Annotated in this window: 37 protein-coding genes; 19 read left to right on the top strand and 18 right to left on the bottom strand. The window is 42.7% G+C overall.

Going from position 1 to position 23,513, the window contains the following annotated elements:
• Nucleotides 1-30: 30 nt before the first annotated feature.
• From JKP77_RS20190 to JKP77_RS20125, 14 genes are all read left to right on the top strand, one after another.
• Nucleotides 31-1,032: an aromatic/alkene monooxygenase hydroxylase subunit beta gene (locus JKP77_RS20190; RefSeq protein WP_218312982.1), complete on the top strand. Its 1,002-nt coding sequence runs from the start codon at nt 31-33 to the stop codon at nt 1,030-1,032.
• Nucleotides 1,029-1,298 (top strand): MmoB/DmpM family protein, encoded by a 270-nt coding sequence (locus JKP77_RS20185; protein WP_218312981.1) that lies wholly within the window; start codon nt 1,029-1,031, stop codon nt 1,296-1,298. Before JKP77_RS20190 ends, JKP77_RS20185 begins: the two co-directional genes overlap by 4 nt.
• Nucleotides 1,299-1,311: 13 nt before the next feature.
• Nucleotides 1,312-2,844 (top strand): aromatic/alkene/methane monooxygenase hydroxylase/oxygenase subunit alpha, encoded by a 1,533-nt coding sequence (locus tag JKP77_RS20180; protein WP_218312980.1) that lies wholly within the window; start codon nt 1,312-1,314, stop codon nt 2,842-2,844.
• Nucleotides 2,845-2,897: 53 nt separating this feature from the next.
• A complete protein-coding gene (locus JKP77_RS20175) occupies nt 2,898-3,257 on the top strand; it encodes a phenol hydroxylase subunit P4 (protein ID WP_049588595.1) in 360 nt (119 codons plus the stop codon).
• A gap of 10 nt (nt 3,258-3,267) precedes the next feature.
• Nucleotides 3,268-4,326 carry an NADH:ubiquinone reductase (Na(+)-transporting) subunit F gene (locus tag JKP77_RS20170; RefSeq protein ID WP_218312979.1) on the top strand — a complete coding sequence of 353 codons (1,059 nt, stop codon included), beginning with the start codon at nt 3,268-3,270 and terminating at the stop codon, nt 4,324-4,326.
• A 13-nt stretch (nt 4,327-4,339) separates the two neighbouring features.
• Complete coding sequence (locus JKP77_RS20165) at nt 4,340-4,684, top strand: 2Fe-2S iron-sulfur cluster-binding protein (RefSeq protein WP_218312978.1); 345 nt, start codon at nt 4,340-4,342, stop codon at nt 4,682-4,684.
• Nucleotides 4,681-5,604 (top strand): catechol 2,3-dioxygenase, encoded by a 924-nt coding sequence (locus JKP77_RS20160; RefSeq protein ID WP_218312977.1) that lies wholly within the window; start codon nt 4,681-4,683, stop codon nt 5,602-5,604. The genes JKP77_RS20165 and JKP77_RS20160 overlap by 4 nt, the downstream gene beginning before the upstream one ends.
• 73 nt (nt 5,605-5,677) lie before the next feature.
• Nucleotides 5,678-7,138, top strand: coding sequence for a 2-hydroxymuconic semialdehyde dehydrogenase (locus JKP77_RS20155; protein ID WP_218312976.1), 1,461 nt, complete (start codon nt 5,678-5,680; stop codon nt 7,136-7,138).
• Between the two features lie 50 nt (nt 7,139-7,188).
• Nucleotides 7,189-8,019 carry an alpha/beta fold hydrolase gene (locus tag JKP77_RS20150; RefSeq protein ID WP_218312975.1) on the top strand — a complete coding sequence of 277 codons (831 nt, stop codon included), beginning with the start codon at nt 7,189-7,191 and terminating at the stop codon, nt 8,017-8,019.
• 27 nt (nt 8,020-8,046) lie between these two features.
• Entirely contained in the window at nt 8,047-8,832 is a 786-nt protein-coding gene (dmpE, locus tag JKP77_RS20145; RefSeq protein WP_218312974.1) for a 2-oxopent-4-enoate hydratase, read from the top strand.
• A 17-nt stretch (nt 8,833-8,849) separates the two neighbouring features.
• Nucleotides 8,850-9,761 carry an acetaldehyde dehydrogenase (acetylating) gene (locus tag JKP77_RS20140; RefSeq protein ID WP_218312973.1) on the top strand — a complete coding sequence of 304 codons (912 nt, stop codon included), beginning with the start codon at nt 8,850-8,852 and terminating at the stop codon, nt 9,759-9,761.
• Nucleotides 9,762-9,765: 4 nt separating this feature from the next.
• Nucleotides 9,766-10,794, top strand: a complete 1,029-nt coding sequence (dmpG, locus tag JKP77_RS20135; RefSeq protein WP_218312972.1) for a 4-hydroxy-2-oxovalerate aldolase — start codon at nt 9,766-9,768, stop codon at nt 10,792-10,794.
• Nucleotides 10,794-11,585, top strand: coding sequence for a 2-oxo-3-hexenedioate decarboxylase (gene dmpH / locus JKP77_RS20130; RefSeq protein WP_049588587.1), 792 nt, complete (start codon nt 10,794-10,796; stop codon nt 11,583-11,585). The genes dmpG and dmpH overlap by 1 nt, the downstream gene beginning before the upstream one ends.
• 14 nt (nt 11,586-11,599) lie before the next feature.
• Nucleotides 11,600-11,791 carry a 2-hydroxymuconate tautomerase gene (locus JKP77_RS20125; protein WP_218312971.1) on the top strand — a complete coding sequence of 64 codons (192 nt, stop codon included), beginning with the start codon at nt 11,600-11,602 and terminating at the stop codon, nt 11,789-11,791.
• 85 nt (nt 11,792-11,876) lie between these two features.
• Here JKP77_RS20125 and JKP77_RS20120 read toward each other — a convergent pair whose 3' ends face one another.
• From JKP77_RS20120 to JKP77_RS20100, 5 genes are all read right to left on the bottom strand, one after another.
• Nucleotides 11,877-12,455, bottom strand: coding sequence for a glutathione S-transferase family protein (locus JKP77_RS20120; RefSeq protein ID WP_218312970.1), 579 nt, complete (start codon nt 12,453-12,455; stop codon nt 11,877-11,879).
• A gap of 449 nt (nt 12,456-12,904) precedes the next feature.
• Nucleotides 12,905-13,096: a hypothetical protein gene (locus tag JKP77_RS20115; protein WP_218312969.1), complete on the bottom strand. Its 192-nt coding sequence runs from the start codon at nt 13,094-13,096 to the stop codon at nt 12,905-12,907.
• Between the two features lie 321 nt (nt 13,097-13,417).
• Nucleotides 13,418-13,636, bottom strand: coding sequence for a hypothetical protein (locus JKP77_RS20110; protein ID WP_218312968.1), 219 nt, complete (start codon nt 13,634-13,636; stop codon nt 13,418-13,420).
• A gap of 60 nt (nt 13,637-13,696) precedes the next feature.
• Nucleotides 13,697-14,095: a hypothetical protein gene (locus tag JKP77_RS20105; RefSeq protein WP_218312967.1), complete on the bottom strand. Its 399-nt coding sequence runs from the start codon at nt 14,093-14,095 to the stop codon at nt 13,697-13,699.
• Between the two features lie 69 nt (nt 14,096-14,164).
• On the bottom strand, nt 14,165-14,341 hold the full coding sequence (locus JKP77_RS20100) for a hypothetical protein (RefSeq protein ID WP_218312966.1): 177 nt from the start codon (nt 14,339-14,341) through the stop codon (nt 14,165-14,167).
• Between the two features lie 147 nt (nt 14,342-14,488).
• On the opposite strand from JKP77_RS20100, the gene JKP77_RS20095 reads away from it, so the two are divergent.
• Entirely contained in the window at nt 14,489-14,992 is a 504-nt protein-coding gene (locus tag JKP77_RS20095; RefSeq protein WP_218312965.1) for a hypothetical protein, read from the top strand.
• A gap of 347 nt (nt 14,993-15,339) precedes the next feature.
• Complete coding sequence (locus JKP77_RS20090) at nt 15,340-15,942, top strand: hypothetical protein (protein WP_218312964.1); 603 nt, start codon at nt 15,340-15,342, stop codon at nt 15,940-15,942.
• Between the two features lie 57 nt (nt 15,943-15,999).
• Here JKP77_RS20090 and JKP77_RS20085 read toward each other — a convergent pair whose 3' ends face one another.
• From JKP77_RS20085 to JKP77_RS20070, 4 genes are all read right to left on the bottom strand, one after another.
• On the bottom strand, nt 16,000-16,473 hold the full coding sequence (locus JKP77_RS20085) for a hypothetical protein (RefSeq protein ID WP_218312963.1): 474 nt from the start codon (nt 16,471-16,473) through the stop codon (nt 16,000-16,002).
• Nucleotides 16,474-16,620: 147 nt separating this feature from the next.
• Nucleotides 16,621-16,956 (bottom strand): DUF5983 family protein, encoded by a 336-nt coding sequence (locus tag JKP77_RS20080; protein ID WP_218312962.1) that lies wholly within the window; start codon nt 16,954-16,956, stop codon nt 16,621-16,623.
• 81 nt (nt 16,957-17,037) lie between these two features.
• Complete coding sequence (locus JKP77_RS20075) at nt 17,038-17,334, bottom strand: hypothetical protein (protein ID WP_218312961.1); 297 nt, start codon at nt 17,332-17,334, stop codon at nt 17,038-17,040.
• The gene (locus tag JKP77_RS20070) at nt 17,331-17,558 is read right to left on the bottom strand and encodes a hypothetical protein (protein WP_218312960.1); all 228 of its coding nucleotides are present in this window, start codon (nt 17,556-17,558) and stop codon (nt 17,331-17,333) included. Before JKP77_RS20070 ends, JKP77_RS20075 begins: the two co-directional genes overlap by 4 nt.
• 113 nt (nt 17,559-17,671) lie before the next feature.
• Here JKP77_RS20070 and JKP77_RS20065 point away from each other — a divergent pair, with 113 nt between their 5' ends.
• The 3 genes from JKP77_RS20065 (at nt 17,672) to JKP77_RS20055 (ending at nt 18,859) form a co-directional block, all read left to right on the top strand.
• Complete coding sequence (locus JKP77_RS20065) at nt 17,672-18,043, top strand: hypothetical protein (RefSeq protein WP_218312959.1); 372 nt, start codon at nt 17,672-17,674, stop codon at nt 18,041-18,043.
• 118 nt (nt 18,044-18,161) lie between these two features.
• Nucleotides 18,162-18,431, top strand: coding sequence for a hypothetical protein (locus tag JKP77_RS20060; RefSeq protein ID WP_218312958.1), 270 nt, complete (start codon nt 18,162-18,164; stop codon nt 18,429-18,431).
• 38 nt (nt 18,432-18,469) lie between these two features.
• Nucleotides 18,470-18,859 carry a hypothetical protein gene (locus tag JKP77_RS20055; protein WP_218312957.1) on the top strand — a complete coding sequence of 130 codons (390 nt, stop codon included), beginning with the start codon at nt 18,470-18,472 and terminating at the stop codon, nt 18,857-18,859.
• Nucleotides 18,860-18,891: 32 nt separating this feature from the next.
• Here JKP77_RS20055 and JKP77_RS20050 read toward each other — a convergent pair whose 3' ends face one another.
• The 9 genes from JKP77_RS20050 to JKP77_RS20010 all read right to left on the bottom strand — a co-directional run bounded on the left by JKP77_RS20050 (nt 18,892) and on the right by JKP77_RS20010 (nt 23,416).
• Complete coding sequence (locus tag JKP77_RS20050) at nt 18,892-19,281, bottom strand: hypothetical protein (protein WP_218312956.1); 390 nt, start codon at nt 19,279-19,281, stop codon at nt 18,892-18,894.
• Entirely contained in the window at nt 19,278-19,511 is a 234-nt protein-coding gene (locus JKP77_RS20045) for a hypothetical protein (protein WP_218312955.1), read from the bottom strand. Before JKP77_RS20045 ends, JKP77_RS20050 begins: the two co-directional genes overlap by 4 nt.
• 7 nt (nt 19,512-19,518) lie before the next feature.
• A complete protein-coding gene (locus JKP77_RS20040; RefSeq protein WP_218312954.1) occupies nt 19,519-19,797 on the bottom strand; it encodes a hypothetical protein in 279 nt (92 codons plus the stop codon).
• Nucleotides 19,797-20,054 (bottom strand): hypothetical protein, encoded by a 258-nt coding sequence (locus tag JKP77_RS20035; RefSeq protein ID WP_218312953.1) that lies wholly within the window; start codon nt 20,052-20,054, stop codon nt 19,797-19,799. The genes JKP77_RS20040 and JKP77_RS20035 overlap by 1 nt, the downstream gene beginning before the upstream one ends.
• A 100-nt stretch (nt 20,055-20,154) precedes the next feature.
• Nucleotides 20,155-21,144, bottom strand: coding sequence for a hypothetical protein (locus tag JKP77_RS20030; RefSeq protein WP_218312952.1), 990 nt, complete (start codon nt 21,142-21,144; stop codon nt 20,155-20,157).
• A 56-nt stretch (nt 21,145-21,200) separates the two neighbouring features.
• Complete coding sequence (locus JKP77_RS20025; RefSeq protein ID WP_218312951.1) at nt 21,201-21,554, bottom strand: hypothetical protein; 354 nt, start codon at nt 21,552-21,554, stop codon at nt 21,201-21,203.
• Between the two features lie 68 nt (nt 21,555-21,622).
• Entirely contained in the window at nt 21,623-21,931 is a 309-nt protein-coding gene (locus tag JKP77_RS20020) for a hypothetical protein (RefSeq protein ID WP_218312950.1), read from the bottom strand.
• Between the two features lie 3 nt (nt 21,932-21,934).
• Nucleotides 21,935-22,123 carry a hypothetical protein gene (locus tag JKP77_RS20015; RefSeq protein WP_218312949.1) on the bottom strand — a complete coding sequence of 63 codons (189 nt, stop codon included), beginning with the start codon at nt 22,121-22,123 and terminating at the stop codon, nt 21,935-21,937.
• A gap of 567 nt (nt 22,124-22,690) precedes the next feature.
• Nucleotides 22,691-23,416 carry a DUF4942 domain-containing protein gene (locus JKP77_RS20010; protein WP_420840083.1) on the bottom strand — a complete coding sequence of 242 codons (726 nt, stop codon included), beginning with the start codon at nt 23,414-23,416 and terminating at the stop codon, nt 22,691-22,693.
• Nucleotides 23,417-23,513: the final 97 nt, after the last annotated feature.

Raw genomic sequence — 23,513 nt, 5'->3', positions numbered from 1 at the left:
TTAATTGATTAACCACACAAGGTAAAGAATATGAGCGTTGAGATAAAAACCAGTTCCGTTTCTACCATTCGGAATACTTATAGTCACATTAAACGTCGCTTTGGTGATAAGCCTGCCACACGTTACCAAGAGGCTAGCTATGATATTGAGCCTACTCATAATTTTCATTATAAGCCGTTATGGGATCCTGAAAAATCTTTGAATGATCCGAGTCGCACTGCCATTAAGATGGAAGATTGGTACGCAATTAGCGACCCTCGTCAGTTCTACTATGGCGCCTATGTTGGCAGCCGCGCAAAAATGCAAGAAAGCGCAGAGTCTAATTTTAAGTTCTGCGAAAAACGCAATCTTATTTCCAGCTTAGATGAAAATATTCAACATAAGATACTTAAGTATCTCGTACCTTTTCGCCATTTGAATCAGTCAGCAAACATGAATAATAGCCAGGTTGCCGGTGATGCGATTGCTACCACCGTTGCTCAGGCACATATATATCAGGCAATGGACCATCTAGGCATCGGTCAATATTTATCTCGCATTGCATTATTGATCGACGGAAACACTGGTACGGCATTGAACACCAGCAAAGCGCACTGGATGGACGATCCAATGTGGCAACCAATGCGCAAGCTAGCCGAAGACTCGATGGTGGTTAGCGACTGGTTTGAATCAACGTTGTTACAAAACCTATTAATAGACAAAGTACTGTTTTCATTCGCTTATGAAGCCCTGGACGAATGGTTCAGTGAGATGGGTGCTCGCGATATAGGGATGTTGACAGAGTTTATGCGTGATTGGAACAAAGACACAACACGTTGGATAGTTGCAGTTGTAAAGACCGCCGTTGCTGAATCAGACAACAACAAAGAAACAATACAAGCTTGGGTCCATCATTGGGAACCACAAGTATTTGCTGCGCTAGAACCTGTCGCACTAGAGACGGTTGGTAAGGCATCACTTTTAAAAATTCAAGCCGAACTGGCAGCCTTGCTGAAGAAAGTAGGCCTTCAATCAACAGGGGCAGTGTCATGAGCCAGAATGTATTTATTGCATTTCAAGATAACGAAAACGCGCGTTATTTAGTAGAAGCGATTAGCGAAGACAACCCGGATGCTGAAATACAATATCATCCGGCAATGATTCGGATCCAAGCTGAAAAGCGCTTGGTGATTACTCGTGAAACGATGGAAGAAAAGATAAATCGCGAGTGGGATGTACAAGAAATGTTGCTTGATGTTATCAGCATAGGCGGAAACGTTGATGAAGATGACGATCACTTTACCCTTTCATGGAATTAACCAGGAGTCACTAATGACAGCGGCAAAAAAACTAAATCTAAAGCAAAAGTATCAATATTTAACTCGTAATATGGATTGGGAACCAAGCTATCAAAAAAAATCTGATATTTTCCCACAAGAAGATTTTGAAGGGATCAAAATTGTAGATTGGGACGGCTGGGAAGATCCTTTTCGTCTCACGATGGACTCTTACTGGAAGTATCAAGCTGAAAAAGAGAAAAAACTTTACGCTATTTTTGATGCCTTTGCGCAAAACAATGGCCATCAGAATATTTCAGATGCTCGGTATGTAAATTCACTCAAACTGTTTTTAACGGGTGTCTCGCCGCTTGAGTATGCAGCGTTTCAAGGTTATTCAAAAGTTGGACGTCAGTTTAGCGGAGCGGGTGCACGAGTAGCTTGTCAAATGCAAGCGATTGACGAACTACGTCACTCACAAACTCAACAACATGCAATGAGCCATTATAACAAGCACTTTAATGGTCTGCATGACGCCCCGTTAATGCATGACCGTGTGTGGTTTTTATCTGTACCAAAATCATTTTTCGATGATGCTCGTTCAGCAGGGCCATTCGAGTTCCTAACAGCAATTTCATTTTCATTTGAATATGTACTAACTAATCTGCTTTTTGTGCCATTTATGTCAGGCGCGGCATATAACGGTGACATGGCAACGGTAACATTTGGTTTTTCGGCGCAATCTGACGAAGCTCGTCATATGACGCTTGGATTAGAGATTATAAAGTTCATGCTCGAGCAGCACGAAGATAATGTGCCTATTGTTCAAAAATGGATAGATAAATGGTTCTGGCGTGGTTTCCGCCTACTTAGCTTAGTTAGCATGATGATGGATTACATGTTGCCAAATAAAGTGATGTCATGGCAAGAAGCCTGGGAAGTCTACTACGAACAAAGCGGTGGTGCTCTATTTAAAGAATTAGCACGCTACGGGATCAAACCTCCAAAGTATCAAGATGTTGCGAATGCTGCAAAAGAGCATATCAGCCATCAGTTATGGACGACTTTCTATCAGTATGGACACGCAACTAATTTTCATACTTGGATCCCGAAAGAAGAAGAAATGCAATGGTTAGCTGAAAAGTATCCGAACACTTTTGACAAATATTATCGTCCACGCTTTGAGCACTGGGATGCGCAACATAAGAAAGGGGAACGTTTTTACAACAACACTTTGCCTCAACTGTGTCAAGTATGTCAGGTGCCTGTTTTATTTACTAAAACAGAAGATCCAACGTCGTTTAGCCATTGTGACACAGTTCATGAAGGTGAGCGTTATCATTTCTGCTCAGAAGCATGTGGAGAAATCTTTGAAGACGAACCAGCAAAATACGTTCAGGCATTACTCCCAGTTCATCAAATATATCAAGGAAAGTCTGGTGGACCAGAACTACCACAGGTACTAACCGATTATTACCACATCAATATTGGTGAGGATAATTTTGATTATGTTGGCTCGCCTGATGAGAAGCGCTGGAACGAAATTAAAGGCATCAAGCCTTTGAATAAAGACACAGACGCGGCATAAACAGTAATCGGGTAGCGTTGCTACCCGCACAACTTACACTCGAGGTTATTATCATGGCTGTAAAAGCGATTTCAGATTACACAGCAGTACCCAACGACTTAGTAGAAAACTTTAACGGAATGCAACTGCTTTACGTGCATTGGGTTAATCACAATATGTTTTGTGCACCATTTACATTGTTGGTTTCTCCGGATGCGACGCTACCTGAAGTATTCGGATCACATATTCAACCTGCAACCGCTCCTCATCCAGAGAGCGCAAAAATTGATTATGAAAAAATTAAATGGGAGCTTAATGGCGAGCCGTTTACACCAAGCCAAACAGAAACCTTGGTATCTCAAGGCATCGATCATAAAAGTATGCTCAGAATGACTACTCCTGGCCTTAACGGTCTCTATAACGCAAGTTTTTAGGAGATTTACGATGACATATACGGTAACTGTCGAACCTACAGGCGAACAGATAGAGGTCGAAGAAGGCCAAACTATCTTGCAAGCAGCACTGCGCCAGAGTGTTTGGATCCCTTTTGCATGTGGTCACGGATTATGTGCTACGTGCAAAGTAACAGTGCTTGATGGTGACGTTAAGGTTGGTGATGCTTCACCCTTTGCCTTGATGGAATCTGAGCGTGACGATGGAAAGGTTTTAGCTTGCTGCGCTACAGTGGAAAGTGATGTCACAATAGAAGCTGATGTTGATGTTGATGAAGATTTTAAGGGTTATGCCGTAGAAGATTTCAACGCCACTGTCACCAAGATAGTTGATTTGTCACCGACCATAAAAGGCGTGCATTTTTCATTAGATAACAGCATGACCTTTCAAGCAGGCCAATATATAAACTTACAATTACCTAGTTGTGATGGTGTAAGAGCCTTTTCTATCGCTAATGCTCCGTCAAATAATCAAGAAATTGAATTACATATACGCAAAGTAGAAGGTGGCGCTGCAACTACTTATGTTCATGAGCAATTAACAGTAGGTGATACCTTGCCTATGTCTGGACCATATGGACAGTTTTTTGTGCGCGATTCACAACCTGGCAATTTGATATTTATTGCAGGTGGTTCAGGCCTTTCAAGTCCACAATCTATGATTCTAGATCTTCTAGAAAAAGGCGATCAACGACAAATTACCTTGTTCCAAGGTGCACGTAATCAAGAAGAACTCTATAACTCAGAGTTTTTTAATGACCTAGCAGATAAACACGACAATCTCACTTACATCCCGGCGCTAAATGATGCTGATGACGACTTATCATGGGAGGGATTTAAAGGCTTTGTTCACGAAGCCGCTAAAGCGCATTTTGACGGACGCTTTGCTAATCATAAAGCTTACTTATGTGGCCCGCCGCCAATGATTGATGCTGCTATTACAACATTAATGCAAGGAAGGCTGTTTGAGAAAGACATCTTTATGGAGAAATTCTTAACCGCAGCTGATGGTGCTGACGAACATCGTTCAGCTTTATTTAAAAAGATATAGGGCGAGACACACTATGCGCCATTTCACGATAACCGACATCACTAATAAAGAAGAATTTAATTGTCGTGAGAATGAATACATTCTTTATGCGATGCAGCGTAGCGGGAGAAAATGCATTCCTGTTGGCTGCAAAGGTGGCGGTTGTGGCGTATGTCGAATCAGCATTATTTCCGGTACGCCAGATTTCGGGCCCATGAGCAAACTACATGTCACCGAAGAAGAGAAAAATAGCGGGTATGCACTGGCTTGTCGTATTAAGCCAAAAAGTAACATGTCTTTTGAGTGCGCACCTAAACCAAAGGCTTCAACAAATCAAGAAGCCAGTACAAACTTGCAACTAAAAGAGGTTTCACAATGAAAAAAGGTATCATGAGACCAGGACACGTACAAATACGTGTATTGGATATGGAAGCTGCACTCAAACATTATGTTGATTTGCTTGGGTTAATTGAAACAGACAGAGATGAATCAGGCAGAGTGTATTTAAAGGCTTGGTCCGAAGTAGATAAGTTTTCTGTAGTTTTGCGAGAAGCTGATGAACCTGGCTGCGACTTTATGGCTTTCAAAGTGGTCGATGAAGAAGCTTTGGTTCAATTAGAAAAAGACTTAGTAAGCTTTGGATGCGATATCACACATATAGAGGCTGGTGAATTAAAGGATTGCGGACGCCGTGTTCAATTTACATCTGCTTCGGGGCACTGTTTTGAGCTATATACAGATAAAAAATATACTGGCAAATGGGGCTTAAACGAAGTCAACCCAGAAGCGTGGCCTCGCAATTTAACTGGCATGAAAGCCGTTCGCTTTGATCATTGTTTATTTTATGGTGATGCATTGGCGGAGACATACGATCTCTTTGTTAATGTACTCGGGTTTTATCTAGCAGAGCAAGTGCTTGATCCAGATGGAAACCGCATAGCGCAATTTCTTTCATTATCCACTAAAGCGCATGACATTGCATTTATCATGCATGAAGAAAAAGGTAAATTCCACCATGCGTCTTTCTATCTAGAGACATGGGAAGATATTTTGCGAGCCGCAGATTTGATTTCTATGGAAGATGTGCCAATTGATATCGGCCCTACTCGTCACGGCTTGACTCATGGTAAAACTATTTACTTTTTTGATCCATCTGGTAATCGGACTGAGGTGTTTGCCGGTGGCGATTATAACTATCCAGACCATAAACCCGTTACTTGGTTATCTGATGACCTCGGAAAAGCAATTTTCTACCACGATCGAGTACTAAATGAAAGATTCTTGTCAGTTCTCACTTAATAAAGTTGACGGGCGAAAGCCCGCTTATCCATACGTCTAGCAAACTCTCAATATTCGGAAAAAAGAGATAAGAATGAAAGAATACAAACACTTTATCAATGGAGATTATGTCGGTTCTCAAAGTGGTAAAACATTTGAGAACCGCTGCCCCGTTGATAACCATTTATTAGGTGTTGTCCATGAAGCAAATGAGCAAGATGTAGACCTAGCGGTTAAATCTGCAAAAACAGCGTTAAAAGGACCGTGGGGTAAGATGACCCAAAGCCAACGCACCGAATTATTGAATAAAGTGGCGGATAGAATCAATGAGCGTTTTGACGAGTTCTTAGAAGCAGAATGCCTTGATACGGGAAAACCTCATAGTATTGCTCGCCACATTGATATTCCAAGAGGCGCCGCAAATTTTAAAGCGTTTGCAGAAACACTTGCCAATCATCCAACAGAAAGCTTCCGGCTCGATACGCCTGACGGAAACGGGGCTGTGAACGTTGGACATCGCACCCCAAAGGGTGTAATTGCTGTAATTTCCCCATGGAATCTACCACTCCTGTTAATGACTTGGAAGGTGGGTCCTGCTCTAGCTTGTGGTAATACGGTTGTAGTTAAACCTTCAGAAGAAACCCCCGCAACCACGACATTGCTTGGTGATGTAATGAATGAATGTGGTGTACCTGCTGGCGTATTCAATGTTGTACATGGATTCGGGGCTGGTTCTGCTGGAGAATTTTTAACGACTCATCCTTTAGTGGATGCGATTACCTTTACCGGAGAAACCTCGACAGGTGAAGCAATAGTAAAAGCAGCGGCTGTAGGTTTGCGCAGTATTTCCATGGAATGCGGCGGTAAAAACCCTGGGATTGTGTTTGCTGATTGTGATATTGACAAGGCGATTGAAGGTACCATGCGCTCAGCTTTTGTCAATTGCGGCCAAGTATGTTTGGGAACCGAACGTGTATATGTTGAACGACCTATATTTGATGAATTTGTAAAACGTCTTAAAGAAGGCGTTGCTAAGTTAAAGCTTGGCCGCCCTGAAGACGAAGACGCAAATTTTGGTCCTTTGGTAAGCCTTGAGCACCGAAATAAAGTCCATTCATATTACAAATTAGCAGTACAAGAAGGCGCTACTGTTGAAATTGGAGGCGGTATTCCTGACATGGGCGAAGCGCTAAACGATGGGGCGTGGATAGAACCCACTATATGGACAGGTTTACCAGATGACGCTCGAGTAATAAAAGAAGAGATTTTTGGTCCATGTTGCCATATTCGACCTTTTGACACTGAAGAAGAGGTGATCGCTTTAGCGAATGATACAGACTATGGCCTTGCCGCGACTATTTGGTCAGAAAACAGTGCTCGAAGCATTCGCGTTGCTGAACAAATGGAAACAGGTTTAGTTTGGATAAACAGCTGGTTTTTACGTGATTTGAGAACAGCTTTTGGTGGGGCAAAGCAATCAGGTATCGGTCGAGAAGGTGGCGTTCATGGACTTGAATTTTACACAGAATTAAAAAACATCTGCATAAAATTATAGTGGCAAATACGCTAATTATTCACTCATAAATTGGTAACACGGATAAATTAATGAGCAAAGTACAAAATCCAGAAATTGGAAGAACGATTGATGTAAATGGCATCAAAACCAACTTGCATGATATCGGAACCGGACAACCGGTGATGTTAATCCATGGTTCAGGCCCTGGAGTGACAGCATGGGCAAATTGGCGTTTGGTTATGCCTGAATTATCAAAACACTATCGCGTATTAGCACCCGATATGCTTGGTTTTGGTTTTACCGAAAGACCGACCAACACTCAGTGCAATGTTGACCGTTGGGTCAACCATGCTATTGGAATATTAGACGCACTGGATATTGAACAATGCGACTTAGTTGGAAACTCGTTCGGAGGAGGAATAGCGCTCGCGTTGGCTATTCGACACCCGAAAAGAGTTCGACGATTAATATTAATGGGTAGCGTGGGTGTTCCTTTCATACTAACACCAGGTCTAGATGCTGTATGGGGCTATAGCCCTTCGCTGACAACGATGAAAGGCTTATTAGATATATTTGCTTATGATCGTAATTTAGTAACAGACGAACTTGCAGAATTACGATACGAAGCAAGTATTCGTCCTGGTTTTCATGAAGCATTTTCGTCCATGTTTCCAGCCCCTCGCCAACGTTGGGTAGATGCACTTGCAAGCAAAGAGGCTGACATTCGCGCAATTCAGCATGAGACGCTCATTATGCATGGAAGAGAAGATCTAATTATACCCTTGCATACCAGTCAAAAATTGTTTGAGTGGATACCTAAATCACAGCTTCATGTGTTTGGTCAATGCGGGCATTGGACGCAAATCGAACATGCGGCCCGCTTTTCAACGCTAGTAAGTAATTTTTTAGCAGAAATATAAACACAGTAGCAAGAAACTGAGAATTTTATGAACAAAGAACAGATAAAAGCCTGCGGGGATGAGCTATACAATGCACTGACCCAAAAACATACATTGAAACCACTAACTGAGCGATTTGACGACATTAGTATAGAGGACGCTTATCATATTTCACTGCAAATGGTTGAGCGAAGAGTGCAAGCAGGAGCCAAGATAATAGGCAAAAAAATTGGGGTCACTTCTAAAACTGTTCAAAACATGCTGAATGTGCATCAACCAGACTTTGGATATTTAACACATGATATGGCCTACAGTCAGGGCGAAGAAATGCCCATTAGTCAAAAGTTGATTCAACCAAAAGCGGAAGGCGAAATAGCCTTTATCTTAAAAAAAGACCTAATCGGACCAGGTATAACCAATGCCGATGTGTTGGCAGCAACCGACTGTGTTATCCCTTGTTTTGAAGTTGTTGATTCTCGTATAGAGAATTGGAATATCAAAATCCAAGATACCGTCGCAGACAATGCTTCCTGTGGCTTGTTTGTATTAGGTGATAAAGCGGTTTCTCCAAGCAAAGTAGATTTATCTACGTGCGGCATGGTGGTAGAGAAAAACGGTAAGATTATTTCTACCGGAGCAGGTGCCGCAGCATTAGGGAGCCCAGTTAACTGCGTAACATGGCTAGCCAATACACTTGGACAGTTCGGTATTCCACTCAAAGCTGGAGAGGTTATTTTATCTGGCTCTTTGGTGCCACTAGAGCCGGTGACAGCGGGTGATTTTATGAGTGTTAGTATCGGCGGTATTGGCAATGCGTCCGTGCGTTTTGTATAGATTAAGGAATATTAGTTATGTCTAAAAAATTAAAAGCGGTCATCATTGGGCCAGGTAATATTGGCACCGATTTACTTATGAAAATCAAACGCTCTGAATGGATTGAACCAGTATGGATGGTTGGAATCGACCCAGAGTCTTCCGGTCTTAAACGCGCCGCTGAAATGGGTATCAAAGTGTCCTCAACTGGTTTAGATGGCATGCTTGATAAAGTAATAGAAGATGATATCAGGATCGCCTTTGATGCCACATCAGCCTATGTTCACGCAGAAAACAGCCGTAAGCTAAATGAACTTGGGGTAGTAATGATTGATTTAACACCCGCGGCTATTGGGCCATTTTGCATTCCTCCGGTCAACCTAAAACAGCACGCAGAAAAGCTCGAAATGAATGTGAATATGGTCACATGTGGTGGGCAGGCGACTATTCCTATGGTGGCGGCGGTGTCACAAGTTCAAGATGTAGAATATGGTGAGATTATTGCTACTGTATCGTCTCGTTCTGTTGGCCCAGGTACACGACAAAATATTGATGAATTCACTCGTACCACATCTGGTGCGGTTGAGAAAGTTGGCGGCGCTAAAAAGGGCAAAGCGATTATCATTATAAACCCTGCTGAACCGCCTCTAATGATGCGCGACACCATTCATTGTTTAACCAAAAACACCCCTGATCAAGAAAGAATTATTGAGTCAGTACAAAACATGGTGAAAGAAGTCCAAAAATATGTACCAGGTTACAAGTTAGTAAATGGACCTGTTTTTGATGGCAATAAAGTTTCTGTATTTATGGAAGTGAAAGGTTTAGGCGATTTCTTACCCGAATATGCAGGTAACCTTGACATTATGACGGCAGCAGGGCTACGCACAGCGGAAATGTTTGCTGAAGAAGCATATAACCAAACAATCACCTTACCAGCGAGAGGGTAACGCAATGGATTTAACAGGTAAAAAAGTGACATTACATGATATGAGTTTACGAGATGGTATGCATGCAAAGCAACATCAAATATCAACTGAACAAATGGTGGCGATTGCAACTGGACTCGATGAAGCCGGTATTCCGCTTATTGAAGTGACTCATGGCGACGGATTAGGGGGCTCATCTTTAAATTATGGCTTTCCAGCACATAGCGATGAAGAATACTTACAAGCCGTTGTGCCGAAGATGAAAAATGCCAAGATATCAGCGTTATTATTACCCGGTATTGGTACGGTTGACCACCTGAAAATGGCAAATGACTATGGCGTAAATACCATCAGAGTAGCCACACATTGCACTGAGGCAGATGTGTCTGAGCAACATATAGGTATGGCTGCAAAAATGGGTATGGACACTGTCGGCTTTTTGATGATGGCGCACATGGTGACCGCAGAAAAACTACTAGAGCAAGCCAAGCTGATGGAAAGTTACGGCGCAAACTGTATTTATTGCACTGATTCGGCAGGGTATATGTTACCTGATGAAGTAACACATAAAATTGGCTATTTACGTGCTGAACTTAACTCCACCACCGAACTCGGCTTTCATGGCCATCATAATATGGGCATGGCCATAGCAAACTCATTGGCAGCGGTTGAAGCTGGCGCAAATCGTATCGATGGTTCGGTTGCGGGTTTAGGTGCAGGCGCTGGTAATACACCTCTAGAGGTATTTGTTGCTGTACTCGACAGAATGCATGCTATTCATGGTACTGACTTGTATAAAGTAATGGACGTTGCAGAAGACTTAGTGGTGCCACTAATGGATCACCCAATACGGGTTGACAGAAACGCGTTAACGCTCGGCTATGCGGGTGTATATAGTTCATTTTTACTATTCGCGCAACGAGCCGAAGCAAAATATGGCGTTCAAGCGCGCGATCTTTTAGTTGAACTGGGCAAGCGAGGCACTGTAGGCGGACAAGAAGATATGATTGAAGATTTAGCTTTAACCATGTCAAAAGAAAAAGGCTTAATATAATGGGAAATTTAAACAAACAACAAATAGAAAATCTAGCAGAGCACCTAGAAAACGCCGAACTACAAGCTCATGACGTAACTAAAATAACCGATGAATTCCCTGATATGACCTATGAAGATGCATTTGATATTCAATGGGAAATTAGGCGTCGTAAAGAAGCACGCGGCAATAAAATAGTTGGTATGAAAATGGGGTTAACATCTTGGGCAAAAATGGCACAGATGGGCGTTGAACATCCTTGCTATGGTTTTCTGGCTGATTATTTCTCCATACCCGATGGCGGTGAAATCAAGCATGATGAACTCATTCACCCAAAAGTAGAGGCTGAATTAGCCTTTGTGACCAAGGCGCCATTACAGGGCCCAGGAATACATATAGGTGACGTATTGCGGGCAACAGATTTTGTTATGCCGGCAGTCGAAATCATTGACTCACGCTACCGAGATTTCAAATTCGATTTAAAAAGCGTAATTGCCGACAATTCGTCATCTAGTCGTTTTGTTGCAGGCGGCAACATGGCAAAACCAGAAGACTTAGATTTAAAAAATCTAGGTGTAGTGATGGAAATCAATGGTGAAGTTGTGCAATTAGGCGCAGGTGCCGCAGTACTTGGACACCCTGCTTCTTCTGTTGCTATGTTAGCAAATATGTTAGCTGAGCGAGGAGAACATATTCCAGCTGGTACGTTTATTATGATTGGTGCAATTACAGCTGCCGTTTCTGTGAAAAAAGGTGACAACTTTACCGTTCGTTATCAAGGCTTGGGCACAGTATCAGGCAAATTTGTTTAGAAAGGAGAATTATTATGCCAATAGCACAACTTTATATCTTAGAAGGCCGCACCGACATACAAAAAGAAAATTTGATCAGTGAAGTTACAGATGCAATGGTCAGAGCAATTGATGCGCCGAAAGATCGCGTCAGAGTTATAATCACTGAAATGCCAAAAACTCACTTTGGGATTGGTGGTGAATCGGCTAATAAAGTGAGGAAATAAAATAAAGCGGACAAAAGCTTAACAACTGATCATAAAAACCACAGTTTATATCTGTGGTTTTTCGTATGTATTTAAGGCTTAGTTGCTAGCTAGGCAGATGCAATTTAATTTTTGGCCAACTTTCTCGACCTTTACGACCTAACGCTTCAAATGTGCTTTGAGGAACTTCAGCAATGACAGCTTCTTTATAAGATTGTCTTGCTCTACAGTTAGCATACCATTGCGTAACTTTTGGAAACTTTTCTTCATATATCCCGGTCCATTCAAATTGATGCAAAGTTTGAAAATAAGGGGAAACACATATGTCTGCAAGGCTAAACTCGTTTCCCACCAACCATTTGTGTTGGCTAAGTGCTTTTTCCATATCTACTATCGTTTTATAGTAAGTTTTTACAGCATCGCTTACATCTGGCGCGTCCAGACCATACTGAATTAAGCGCTTTTGTCGCTCTCGTCTTGGCTTCTCCGGTATTTTCGAGAGCAAAACGTTCCGCTCATCTTCACTTCGTTTTAGCATTGAGTCTCGCATTATCATCGGCCATTGTATTGCCCCACAAGAAGGGTGTAACTTCACATCTACATGCTTCATCCAAAAACGCATTTGTGATTTTAAGATAGGGTCATTAGGCCGAAATGATACCTCCGGATATGCATCCTTGCTCATTGATATAGCACTTGGCATGTAGGTTTTTACAGAACGATGTACGAACATAATCTAGTGAGCGTAACCAGTTAATCTCCTCGGGTTGCAATTCGCTTTTGCCATATATGATGCGAACATCAATCTTCAGCCTGTTTTTATCTTCTAGTAGCTCTTTGATTCGATCATTTAGCTTCAAGAACGGGCTGATGAGAATAAGTCTTTCTGATGCGCTTTTAATGAGTTCCTCAAGGAAATAGTTTGTCGCGCTTGTATTTAGAAATTTAGCCATCCTTTTTCTCCTCTGGTTATTTTTACTAGCTTATCCGTAATACTCGCGAACGGAGCTATCAGGGCGCTGGCAATGACCCACAAATAAGTTAACACCAGTTTTTGAGCAGTATTCTGATTAGGGCGGTGAAAAACGTTTGTCTGATAAGAAAAAAATAGATATTTATTCTATTCCCCGTGAATCAATGAGCTACCCCAGCACCCAACCTGTCGGCCATCATAAGCAGCGCTTCGTCAATGATGCTGTTGGGAATAGCAAACTGTGAATGCAAATGTCGCTTGAGCTCTGCCACAGATTGTATTTGATTAGTCTTAGCTTGCATTAACGCGGTCATGCAGCAATCAAGGACGTTGTCGTTCGTTGTTAAAGACATAATTGCATTCTCCTTAGTATTGAATCTTTTCGTTAGCTTCATCGCTCAATTAAAACGCTGAGCGTGAAGCGCATTCCTCAGTGTAAAAGATGGACATTGACATTTTATGGCCATTTTTTTTAGGAGGATATTCCCCCTAATTCACCGGGATGAATAATTTTTTCCGCGAAACCTGTCAGCGCGAAGCGATAAGTTCCGCTATTCCTATCTTCGTTTTCATTTGCGCATGGCCACTTTGTGATTACACTTACATGGTTACCAAGTTAAACACCTTGCTTGTTGTAACGGTTGCCTTATGCCCCCGCATCGGACGCGGGGTTTTTATATGCCTATTACAGGCAATGCGAACAATAAAAGGTTATTGTCTTTCAGTGACCAAGCATCATCAATCGTCGCCTCTAATGCGCTCGTTAAATCCTCTTCCATGCCTAACTCAATCTTTGACAATGCGACCACATAGACTGCGATACAAAGCGAAATACACACTTTGACCCCTAACTTAAATAGCATTGCTATCACATTGAAAATAAGCTGTTGCACTACCCCACTCCTCACTTGTTGTGTTCATGAGGGGTATTTGAACATTGCAGGAAAATGCGGCTACTCACCTGTGATGTTGCTCGTGAATGTGTTTTTCTCCAGTCTTTTGCGCCAATATTCACTGGTAGCAATCCCCTCCACCAGCGGTGTTTCTATATCAAAGTACCGGTCTAACCACGCCAACAGTTGCGGCACTTCGTTAATAGACCTGTTCGCGTATTTGGTATAGGCATTTAAAATAGAGTAGATCTGCTTTTCGGTTGCCTTCAAACCTTGCAGCGTTTCCAACCAGGGCTTGATACCATGCATCTTCACATAGCGTTGTATATACTCCTCAAAGCCTGGCGGCGTCTCTGAAAAGTGTTTATACATCGCCACATCTTTGTCATAGCGAGGTTTGACAAAGCGCTCAAAATTAACAAACGGTTTTAATTGGGTATCGGGACTTTGTGTTTTCATAGCAATCTCAACTCTGTGATTTGTCACTATCATGACACTCAGTCCCGCTCTGGCTATCGTCTCGACGCGCTATGGAATATCAATAGTGACGTCTATTGCGGTGGTCTCAAGCAAAAGCTCATCGGAATATGCCTCCAATTTTTCTAATAATGCCTCTCGTATCATTTTTCCTGTGACATCATCACCTCTGTGGTGAAGGCTCGGAATGTCAATGCTTACATGGAATGTGTGCTGATATTGCTGCATAGATTTGTCTCCTGTTGTTAATCTGTGACAATGCTATCGAATAATTTTTCACCCGCTATGATTTGGGCAACAAGAGAAGTTAAGAAAATCCGGCCTAAGTTATGTACACTTTTATCCAGCGATATCGCTCATCAAAAAGGAGTCAGTATGTACAGAGGATTGTTGTTAGCATCGTTAGTCGTCATATCAGCACCAGCCATGGCCGGGAAAGTCGCTGAGTTATTCTCTGACGGTGTTTTTGGTGTGCCTTGGGGTGCAACCATTGAGGCAGTCAAAAGAGCCCACCCTGAAGGAGAGATAAAAACCTATATTGGGATTAACAATTACGTCGTTCCACACGCCAAACCCGTATTGAATATTACACGGCAAGACACAGATATCACCTTCACGTTTAATGCCTCTCAACAAATGCATGCTGTCGGCATCAGTTTTGAAGGAAACGAATATACGGATGTTTATCGTGCGCTATCCACACATTTTGGGAAACCTCAAACGAACGCAAATGATTCAGCGATTCGATGGCCTGTTGATGCAGGGATCAGTATGTACTTGGTGGCTATCCCCTCTGGATTTTCGATGAAGCCCACATTGACCATCGAATATACAGAACCGTTTATCGACAAATCCAAAGAAGAATTGGGCTTTAATTAAACTCTAATAAAACGTAAAAAAGTAAGCGATGCTTCCTTTTAAGGCTATTTACATTCTAAGGTTGGAAATCAGCTTTCCTGTCAAAGCAATGAAAAGGCTCAGTTGGTTGGAAACTAAACTATAACGGTCGGCTATGTACGTATTGCAGACGGTAAACCCACCTGACTGAGTATGGCCTTTAACATGCTTGTGCACTGTCATGTTTATTTACATATTGTGGATGCCCAAGTTTTATCGAGTTCTTAACTGTCTGTTCTGTTTGTACTTTTCGGAGTGGCAGTTTTTTTGCTTCAGTGAGGTTTGGTTATCACTATCTGCTTATTAAAAACAATAAAAGGATGTTTGTTTTGAAGATTAAAAACTTATTTCAACTTCAACTGGCCATAAGCTTCATAGCATTATTTATTTGCGCAAACGCGAATGCAACGTTAATTGAGTACAGCACTCAGGGCGAATTTCTACTTGGGGGAGAATCTATTGCTCCTTCAACATACAGTTCATCAATGGATCAAAATAAAATCAACTTCGAATTTGATTCAGAATATTTAATATCAAACTTCAGTATTCCTTTTAACACAAGAGAAGCCACATATTTGATAGATATAACAATAAAGGATAATTTTGGAAATGTTTTGACAAATTATAATTGCAACCCTTCGAATGGTGTTGTCACTTGCGGAAGCATAGATCCAATATCACATATTTTTGGTGAAATTAATTTTGTGGATAACAGCAACTACCTGTTCAATGGAATGGATTTAAATGCTACAAGTGATAAAAAAGTTACGATGACTGATTTTGCCAACTTAGAGCTTTTCCCTACTATCAATGGTCCGGGCATTACATATAATGTATCGTCGAGAACCGCTGTAATAAATCCAGTTAATGCACCAGCATCAATAGGCTTGTTTGCATTGGTATCCTTCATTTTACTCAGACGTAACAAATAACATCCATAAGAATGTGGGAGCGGCTATCACAGTCGCTCGTCAGGTGAGCTCTTGCAGCTAATTCAATATTTCCAAGATTTTGTCCAAAGGTCCGTTCCTTGTCTTTAGGCGACCTTTGATACCGGCCAAACAGCGATGCCCATCAAGTTTTGGTTGTACGCCGAGTGGAAACGTCACGTCCTTCACTTTTTCAGCGGGGTGCGCTGTCATGGGGTGAATAAAACCTAGTGTATTGGTCGCCACACTTCCTGCTTCTGGAATATCCTCGACATAACCTTTATCGAGCTTTAACTTCACCTTACTTTTCGCTTCTGAAATAGCCTGCTCAAGTGGCGTAGTAGCATTCGCTCTCCCTGCATTTTTACCCTCTGTGTACTGCGTTGGCGTTTCTACGGCTTTGCCATCGAGCTTCTTTTTTGATGCCACCAGCATCGTCGCAAAATCATCATCGCCTGTCACAGTGACAGACCACGAACCCACAGCGCCAGAGGTATGCGCTTTATAGAGCGTTTGGTGAAAGTGTGTTTGCATAGGTTAATCTCCTTAGGTTGATGGAGACATACTATGCTGAAGTTTGATTGTCGCTATCGATTGGTAGGGGGTGATGAATGCCAAGGTTTCGATAATCCCGTGGGCAAGATTGATATTCTGCATCTTGCCCATGGGAAACATTGCGTATTAGTCAAATACGGGTAAATCTTTGACAATCAAAGCGTCCATATCAAACTCTATCAATCGATAACCCGCTTGGTACGCTTCACAGAAAATTGTCAAAAGCGTAGGCGTAATCCCTTGGTAAAGCTCGGTAAAAAACGTTTCTAACGTACCGCCCTCTTCCTTTTTATCAAACTCATAGAGCTTCACGAACCAGCCCGTATCGCGCTCCATCACCATCTCGCCTGAGAAGGCACAGTCTAACGTGTGCTTATCTTCATCGCCAAGGTGGGCAATATTGATGCCTATGCAACTGTACACATCTCTGTGTGCTTTAAACTGCTCTGTAAGTAACCCCATAATCAAGATCCCTGTACTCGTTAAGTAAGAACAGGATTATTATGGCAATAGCAAAAAAAGCCGCAGCCGATTGGGAAAGCATTAATACAAGTCTGGACGCTCGTGCGTGTGCAATACGACCTCAGCAATCGCTTTTTCAATATCCTGCGCATAATCAGACGCATCAAATGCAAATAAATCCAAAGATTGACGGCCACATACTCGCTCTATCGCAATCTCAGTCACATTGAATTTTTCTGTATCAGCAAGCACACAGATACCCTCTATCAGATGATTTTGTTTCAGGAACAGAGCGTTCACTATTTTGCGCTGTATATTCACATTATCACTGTCTGACAATGCGGCATGGGCAATCTGCGTCGCGGTTAACGCACTCAAACTACACTTTCCTCTATCGGCGAGCGCTCAACGCGATTAAAACCATCATCAAATCGATGAGAGTAAACATCCACAGAAAATACACCATGCCCCGGTGTCGCCGTCCGTTTAGCAACATACACTTTCTTTTCGGTTGTTCGCTGCACAATCACATTGACACCATTAATTATTATTTCATCACCGACAGTTAAATTGCTGACTCTGCTTGAAATCGCTTTTCGCATCCCTATCCTCCTTTAATAAAAGTATGAGTATTGAGTTTTATTTTTTTAACGCCACCAATAGGTCCGCGTAATTCATAGTTATTTTGTAGAAAACAAAGGAGAAGATAATATTAATGACTGACGATGTGATAAATTTTGCTGTACGCCTCTATCTAGAGCGTTCAGGGGGCACACCGTATGATGAACTCAGCCACGTTAGCGGCAACGAGTCTGACGAATGGTTAAACCAACTTATGACAATAATGGCTGGTGGTTATTATGATGTCTTTAGAGAAGACGAGATTGTCGCATCAGATATTGTAAAAGCCCCCGATTTATTTCGGGAAGAACTGCGAAAATTTAAGGAACGGACCATTACATTATCATCTACCGCGGGATTGCTCGCATCTCAATGGCTAAGCACAGACATTAGGCCATGGGCCCAAGATGGAGCGTATTTAAAGTCACAGGCATTTGTTGAGACTGAGTTAACCAAGTTTAACTGATATTACTATCAAGTCATTTTTGTCAAATTAGATCGCCATAATTCCACAACGTATTTTTATTCTCGGGAGTCATAATACCTTAACCTGTCATTTTCACAGAATGACAGTAGGTATCTATATGACTCCACAAATTAAAGTAGGTGACGAAGTTATCTTTAAGCGTGAAAAGCTAACAAAAGAATGGCTGATTGAGTATGGCACCAGCTCGGCTTACCTAACCTATACTGTATCGAAGCAAGAAGGGAGCAAAGTATTCATAAGCTCACCGTTTGGTTTTCCGTTTGACGTGGATATAGGGGACATCGAGCGAGTGCCTAATGACTTTGAACAAACTAATGCTATGACCCCCTTCATGGACGATATCAATACCTTGGAAGGCATCAATTAATCGTGGTGAAAGACAGGTTATTGTAAGGATAAGCAAGGATGAAAAAAAATGAACTACGTGATGACATTTTATGTTTGGCATTAAGTCGCTACCTGATTGTCAATGACTTCACACCGTATGATGCTGTCGTTGAAAACTCAAAGCCACATAATGACGCCGAACAATGGGCACCACTTTTATTGTCTGTTATGACAGGCAGTGGTAACGCTTTTAGGTGTGACGAAATACTCAACGCTGACCCGGTCAAGCGTCCCGCTACATTTTACAATCAATTTCACGAATTACACGACCGAACTGTACTAGTAGCCACCGTCGCTGGGATGCTTTGCCAACATTGGATTAACCATACCGTCGAACCTTACAAAAGTGACACATACTTGTGTGAAAGTCATGAGTTGATTGAGTCAACATTAGAAAAACTGGTCTAGGTTAATCTTTGCATACTGATTGCTGACTTTACCTAGACATATAACCTGCCGATAGTGGCCTCTCGTATTTCCGCTAATTCTCTGACAATAGGCCATTTTGCTTTGCCGAATTCGCCAAACGCTGCGTCTAAATCGCCTTTTGCGAGCACGACAAACATTTTAGAAAACGCCCCTTTCTTGCTACAGGGACAATACGACATAAACTCCCTGTACATCACGTACAGCTCATGTAAAGCCTCAGCTGCATTCTCGTGCGCCTCCGTTGGGCAGGAATAATAGTTGTTAATCTGTGTATTCCACGCACGACACACTCTGTCGATGAACATCTGTTTGTCATGCAAAAACGCATCAGTACCAAAAATACCAGCATGTATTGCGGCGCCATAGACACTTTCAGGTTTACGTAAAAAATCTTCCGTCATACTGCCCCCTCGATTGCACTTTCTTTATGGTATGCAGCATAGGCATCTTCAATAGACGCGGTTTGCACTATCCACACTACGGATGAACCAGGAAACGCTGATATGAACGAAGCTTCCGCTTTCTCGCTATCTTCTGCGTACACGGTGATAGCGTCAGGCACGTTAAAGGTGTCTGTGGTGTACAGCAGTATAAAGGGCAACAAAGTGACGTTTTTTTGTTTATTCTGCATAGGAAGCTCACAATTCGTAGCTTGATAGAAAGTCATAGATTGACTGTGCATTGTCTATGGGAATGAGTTCGCCATGATGTGTGGTTTCATGCCAAACGCCATCCACCTTAAAGATGCGTATCTCACTCCCCTCTAAATCGTCAATGGTGCACTCTGTTTTCTTTGCTGCCGTTGCCAGCAAGGTATCGAGTGAATCAAAGCAGGTACAACCATCAAGCTTGTTGGTGTCAATCTCAGACTCGACAACAAAGTAGTGTCCCAACACGTTCATTATAAAATAAGGCATTAGAGATGCTCCTTGGCGCAGTCCATCGCCATGTTCGCGGCACATAGCGCTCTTAATTTCTCTGCAAGCTCGTCGAAACCTGCATCGATTAATTTATCCAGCTCACGCACTGGACTTACGAGTTCGCTCACAGCACTAAACAGATTATCCTCTGCGCTGTTATAGTCATTTTGCGATGCTTCGGAGATAGGAAATCCCATCTCCGCTTCAAACGCCTCTTCGGGTGTGTTGTATATCGGTGTTCTTAATTCTGACATAAGCTATCTCCTGAGTTGTTGGCGATAGCATAGCGATAATGAGGATTGCGGCTACTCATCGGTAAGAGAAACCGCACCCGTGAAAGGTATGGATGATTGGCTACTCAATGATCCTATCGTCAAACGCAGTGATGCTCGAATTACTGTAGAGCCGATAAACATCGCCAGAATATGCAAAGTAACTCAGATTGTTGCTGCCTTGATAATGATAAGGATTGCTGAACATCGCTCGTGCGAAATCACGTCCAAACGGTGTTCTAGATATCGTTAATTCGCTTTTTGAAATTTTAAAATTACCGCTATCAGATTCTATGTCCGACAGGCTTAGTTTTCCGTTTTCTTCATACGCAGGGCTGGAGCCCAACAAGACCATCGCACCATGAATATCTTTGGTACGCCATTTGATGGGCTCGCCCGTTGCCAATGAGTCAAGGACAGCTCCGTTACCAGCTTCAATGAATTCACTCACATTCATTGACACGGTAAGCGCATCGGGCTGATAGACGTATTGCTTTTCAGTGCCTGACAATATCTCAAGTTTATACACACGATTTGCCGTATCACAGCCATATTCGCATGTGGCTTTGTATCCAAGGGTTTCTGCCGTATCGATGATGTTATTGTTAAGCATGTTCACGGCAAACGCATGCGCTTTTTCAGTACTATCTATTGCAACATTATCGATGTTAGCGGGTAAAAATAGACCTGATGCGTTATTGCTACTGCCATCGCCTGACAGCATCCCTAACACCATGACTGCGCCGCCCACAGCCCCACCCAGCGAACTGCCTACTTCACCGACAAACATGTCCGTTGCCATCGATACGAGGGTCGAATACTGGGTCTCATCCCACTCTTGCGGCAAATCTTGCTTAGCCAGTAATTTAGCGGCTTCGCTTCGGGCATAGGGTTCGAGCAAGTCTTTACCCACCCATGCAAGCTTTGCGAGCTTGACTTCATCTTCAATTTCGACGGTATCCGGCATTTCATAAGCGGCGATTAAAAGTGGATCATCTGTCATCAGTGATACACAGCCAGAAAGCACCGTAGTAGCTGCAAGAGCAGCGCAGGCATATTTTAGTTTCGTCATACTAAACTCCTACAATAGTTAGCTTAATCGTTCTTCTTACTCATTTTGAAAATGCGCTATGACAGCGCACTTTCTAACTCATCAAAGGCCGCGCTATCGACACTCAGTTGGCTCTTTTGACACACTTGCATCACCATGGCTTTGACCGTATCAATGTCCGGTTTTGCGGTTGCCATTGCTTTGCTACTAAAGCGCTTGAGTTCTTTGATGCAGTGCTTCACGCCGCTGAACGCCGTGAAAGACTTAAAGCCACCTTCACGCTTAATCGGTGAGACAGACACATAGATGCCGCGCTTTTCGTTGGCGTATGACCACGGGTTATGACCACCTAGCTGATACGTTAGCTCGATATCGATAGTAGTCAGTGCATCGTTGGTCGGTATGCGAATGATTTCTTTGTTTTTGCTCATGTTATTGCTCCAAAATGTTGACGTGAACATTCTCTCACCAAGAGGTTTGATGGCTACCGTTTGGGCAATTAGCATACAGGCTCTTGAGATTGCGCAAGGTATTGCTCGATGTGTTTTTGGGCCTTTGTGAGCAGTCCAGATTGAGCATTCAGCGCAACGTCTGCAGCAATCGTGGGGGTCACAGATTGTCTGCACTGAACATAACCGGCCAACTGACCTCGTTTATCTACCAGCGCAGCGAACGCCTCAGCGGACGGTTTGCGCTCCATTTCTCTCATAGCGCGGTGCAATTCTCGCTCTAACTTCTGTCCTAATGAAAACAACTTGTGGCGAATAACACCTTTTTCTCTGCTCGCATTAGCTCTATTATCAAACATGGATCACCCATTTAATGAAATACTTTTGCGCTCAACAGTGACCGTAGCTAAGTCACAATCAAACTGAATATCGGAGCCTTGATGCTGGGCAACAGCAGCCAACATTCTTGCCATACATGACAGCGCTTCGTGAGTGCCAAGCTGGATGATTGCAGCGCCTATTTGTTCACAAAACTCAGAATTGTCAGTCATTCTAACCTCTCCCCAAAATTCAATTATTAGTTTGCCGTGAAGCACATACTTAAATTATGCTTTATCTGTCATCGCTGGCTATTAATTGGTTACTAACGAGTTTCTCTCTACTTCAAGGAAGACAAAAAAGACAAAGGCCAATCCATATCAGACCGCATTGAACGGTTTGAGGAAAAACATTTCTTCACATTTTATTTGCTACTTGCCTCTCCTTTTGTCTCTTGGTTTCTTTATCAGACTTACCTTGCGCAAGCCGACAAAGAACTCAGTGCCTTTTCCCTAGTGTTTGGGCCAATTATATTGATAATTGTTCTGGTTTACGTCTCAGTGCTATCGATATTTGTGCTGCGGATGTTCGTGGGGCTTTTGGTGTCAATCCTTATCGATGGCGTTAAGGAAGGCAATATTTTTTTGATAGCGGGGGCGCTGTATTTCCTGCTTGGGATTGGATTTTGGGTCCTTGACGGAAACACCGTCTTCTCAATGCTGTTTTAGTATTAACGTTTCCGTTGAGTATAGGTTTTAGCAAAGAAATGAGGCCTCTATGACAGAGGCCTCTTATCGATGTCACTTGACGGCAAGCGCCAGCATGGCATTGGGTGTAATACGCATATCGTCAGCCACTGACCATACCGATTCTGTCGGCGCTTTTTTCGCCTCGGTTTCCTGTGCATATTCTTCACGGCTGCGGCACCAACCAAGGATTTTAGCGACGGCAACGTTAAATCTAAGCATGGCATGCGAATCGAATTTAAGGTGGCGAGTACCTTTTCCATAATATTTAACGTGTAGCAGCTCTATTTCCTTACCTGATGTGTCAGTTCCAGTGACGATAATTTTCCCGCCCGGCGACATCGATTGGTAAGTTCTGTCAGTACGGACATTGCTGTAGCCTAACAACCGAAAGACAACCATCAAATCGTCGGTAAATTTAGCAGCGCTTTCGTTGAGCCCACGTTGAAAATCGTATTGGCCGAAGTTGCTCCACGAGGAGAAGATAAAACGGTAATCTAGCACACGCTTACACTCTTCCTGCGGCTTATAACCATCATAACGGTTATATCGCCAATCATCTTTATATACACGTTCATTGCTCACGTAGTAGCGTGATATAGACGATTCGCTAGTCAGCATCTGATAAACACTAGTGAGTGAATCCTCGATAAGCTCGTTCGCCTCTTTGACTGCAAAATCAATCACATAGAGCGCATTCTTATAGGTAAAGTCAAGGGAGTTGGACTTTAGCGTATTCAAAAACTTGGTTTTATTGTCAGAGGTTAACCGTGTGTGTATAGCATCTAACGAATCAAATAAGGGGTTCTAGGGATTTTCCCCTCTAAAAAGACATAATCCTCTGTAGACCACACCAATAAATGGCTGCGGAGGTGGT

The sequence above is a fragment of the Alteromonas antoniana genome, assembly GCF_019249295.1.
Classification (GTDB): Bacteria; Pseudomonadota; Gammaproteobacteria; order Enterobacterales; family Alteromonadaceae; genus Alteromonas; species Alteromonas antoniana.
The sequence above is the reverse complement of the archived record's forward strand: the minus strand, read 5'-3'. Positions and strand labels throughout refer to the sequence as shown.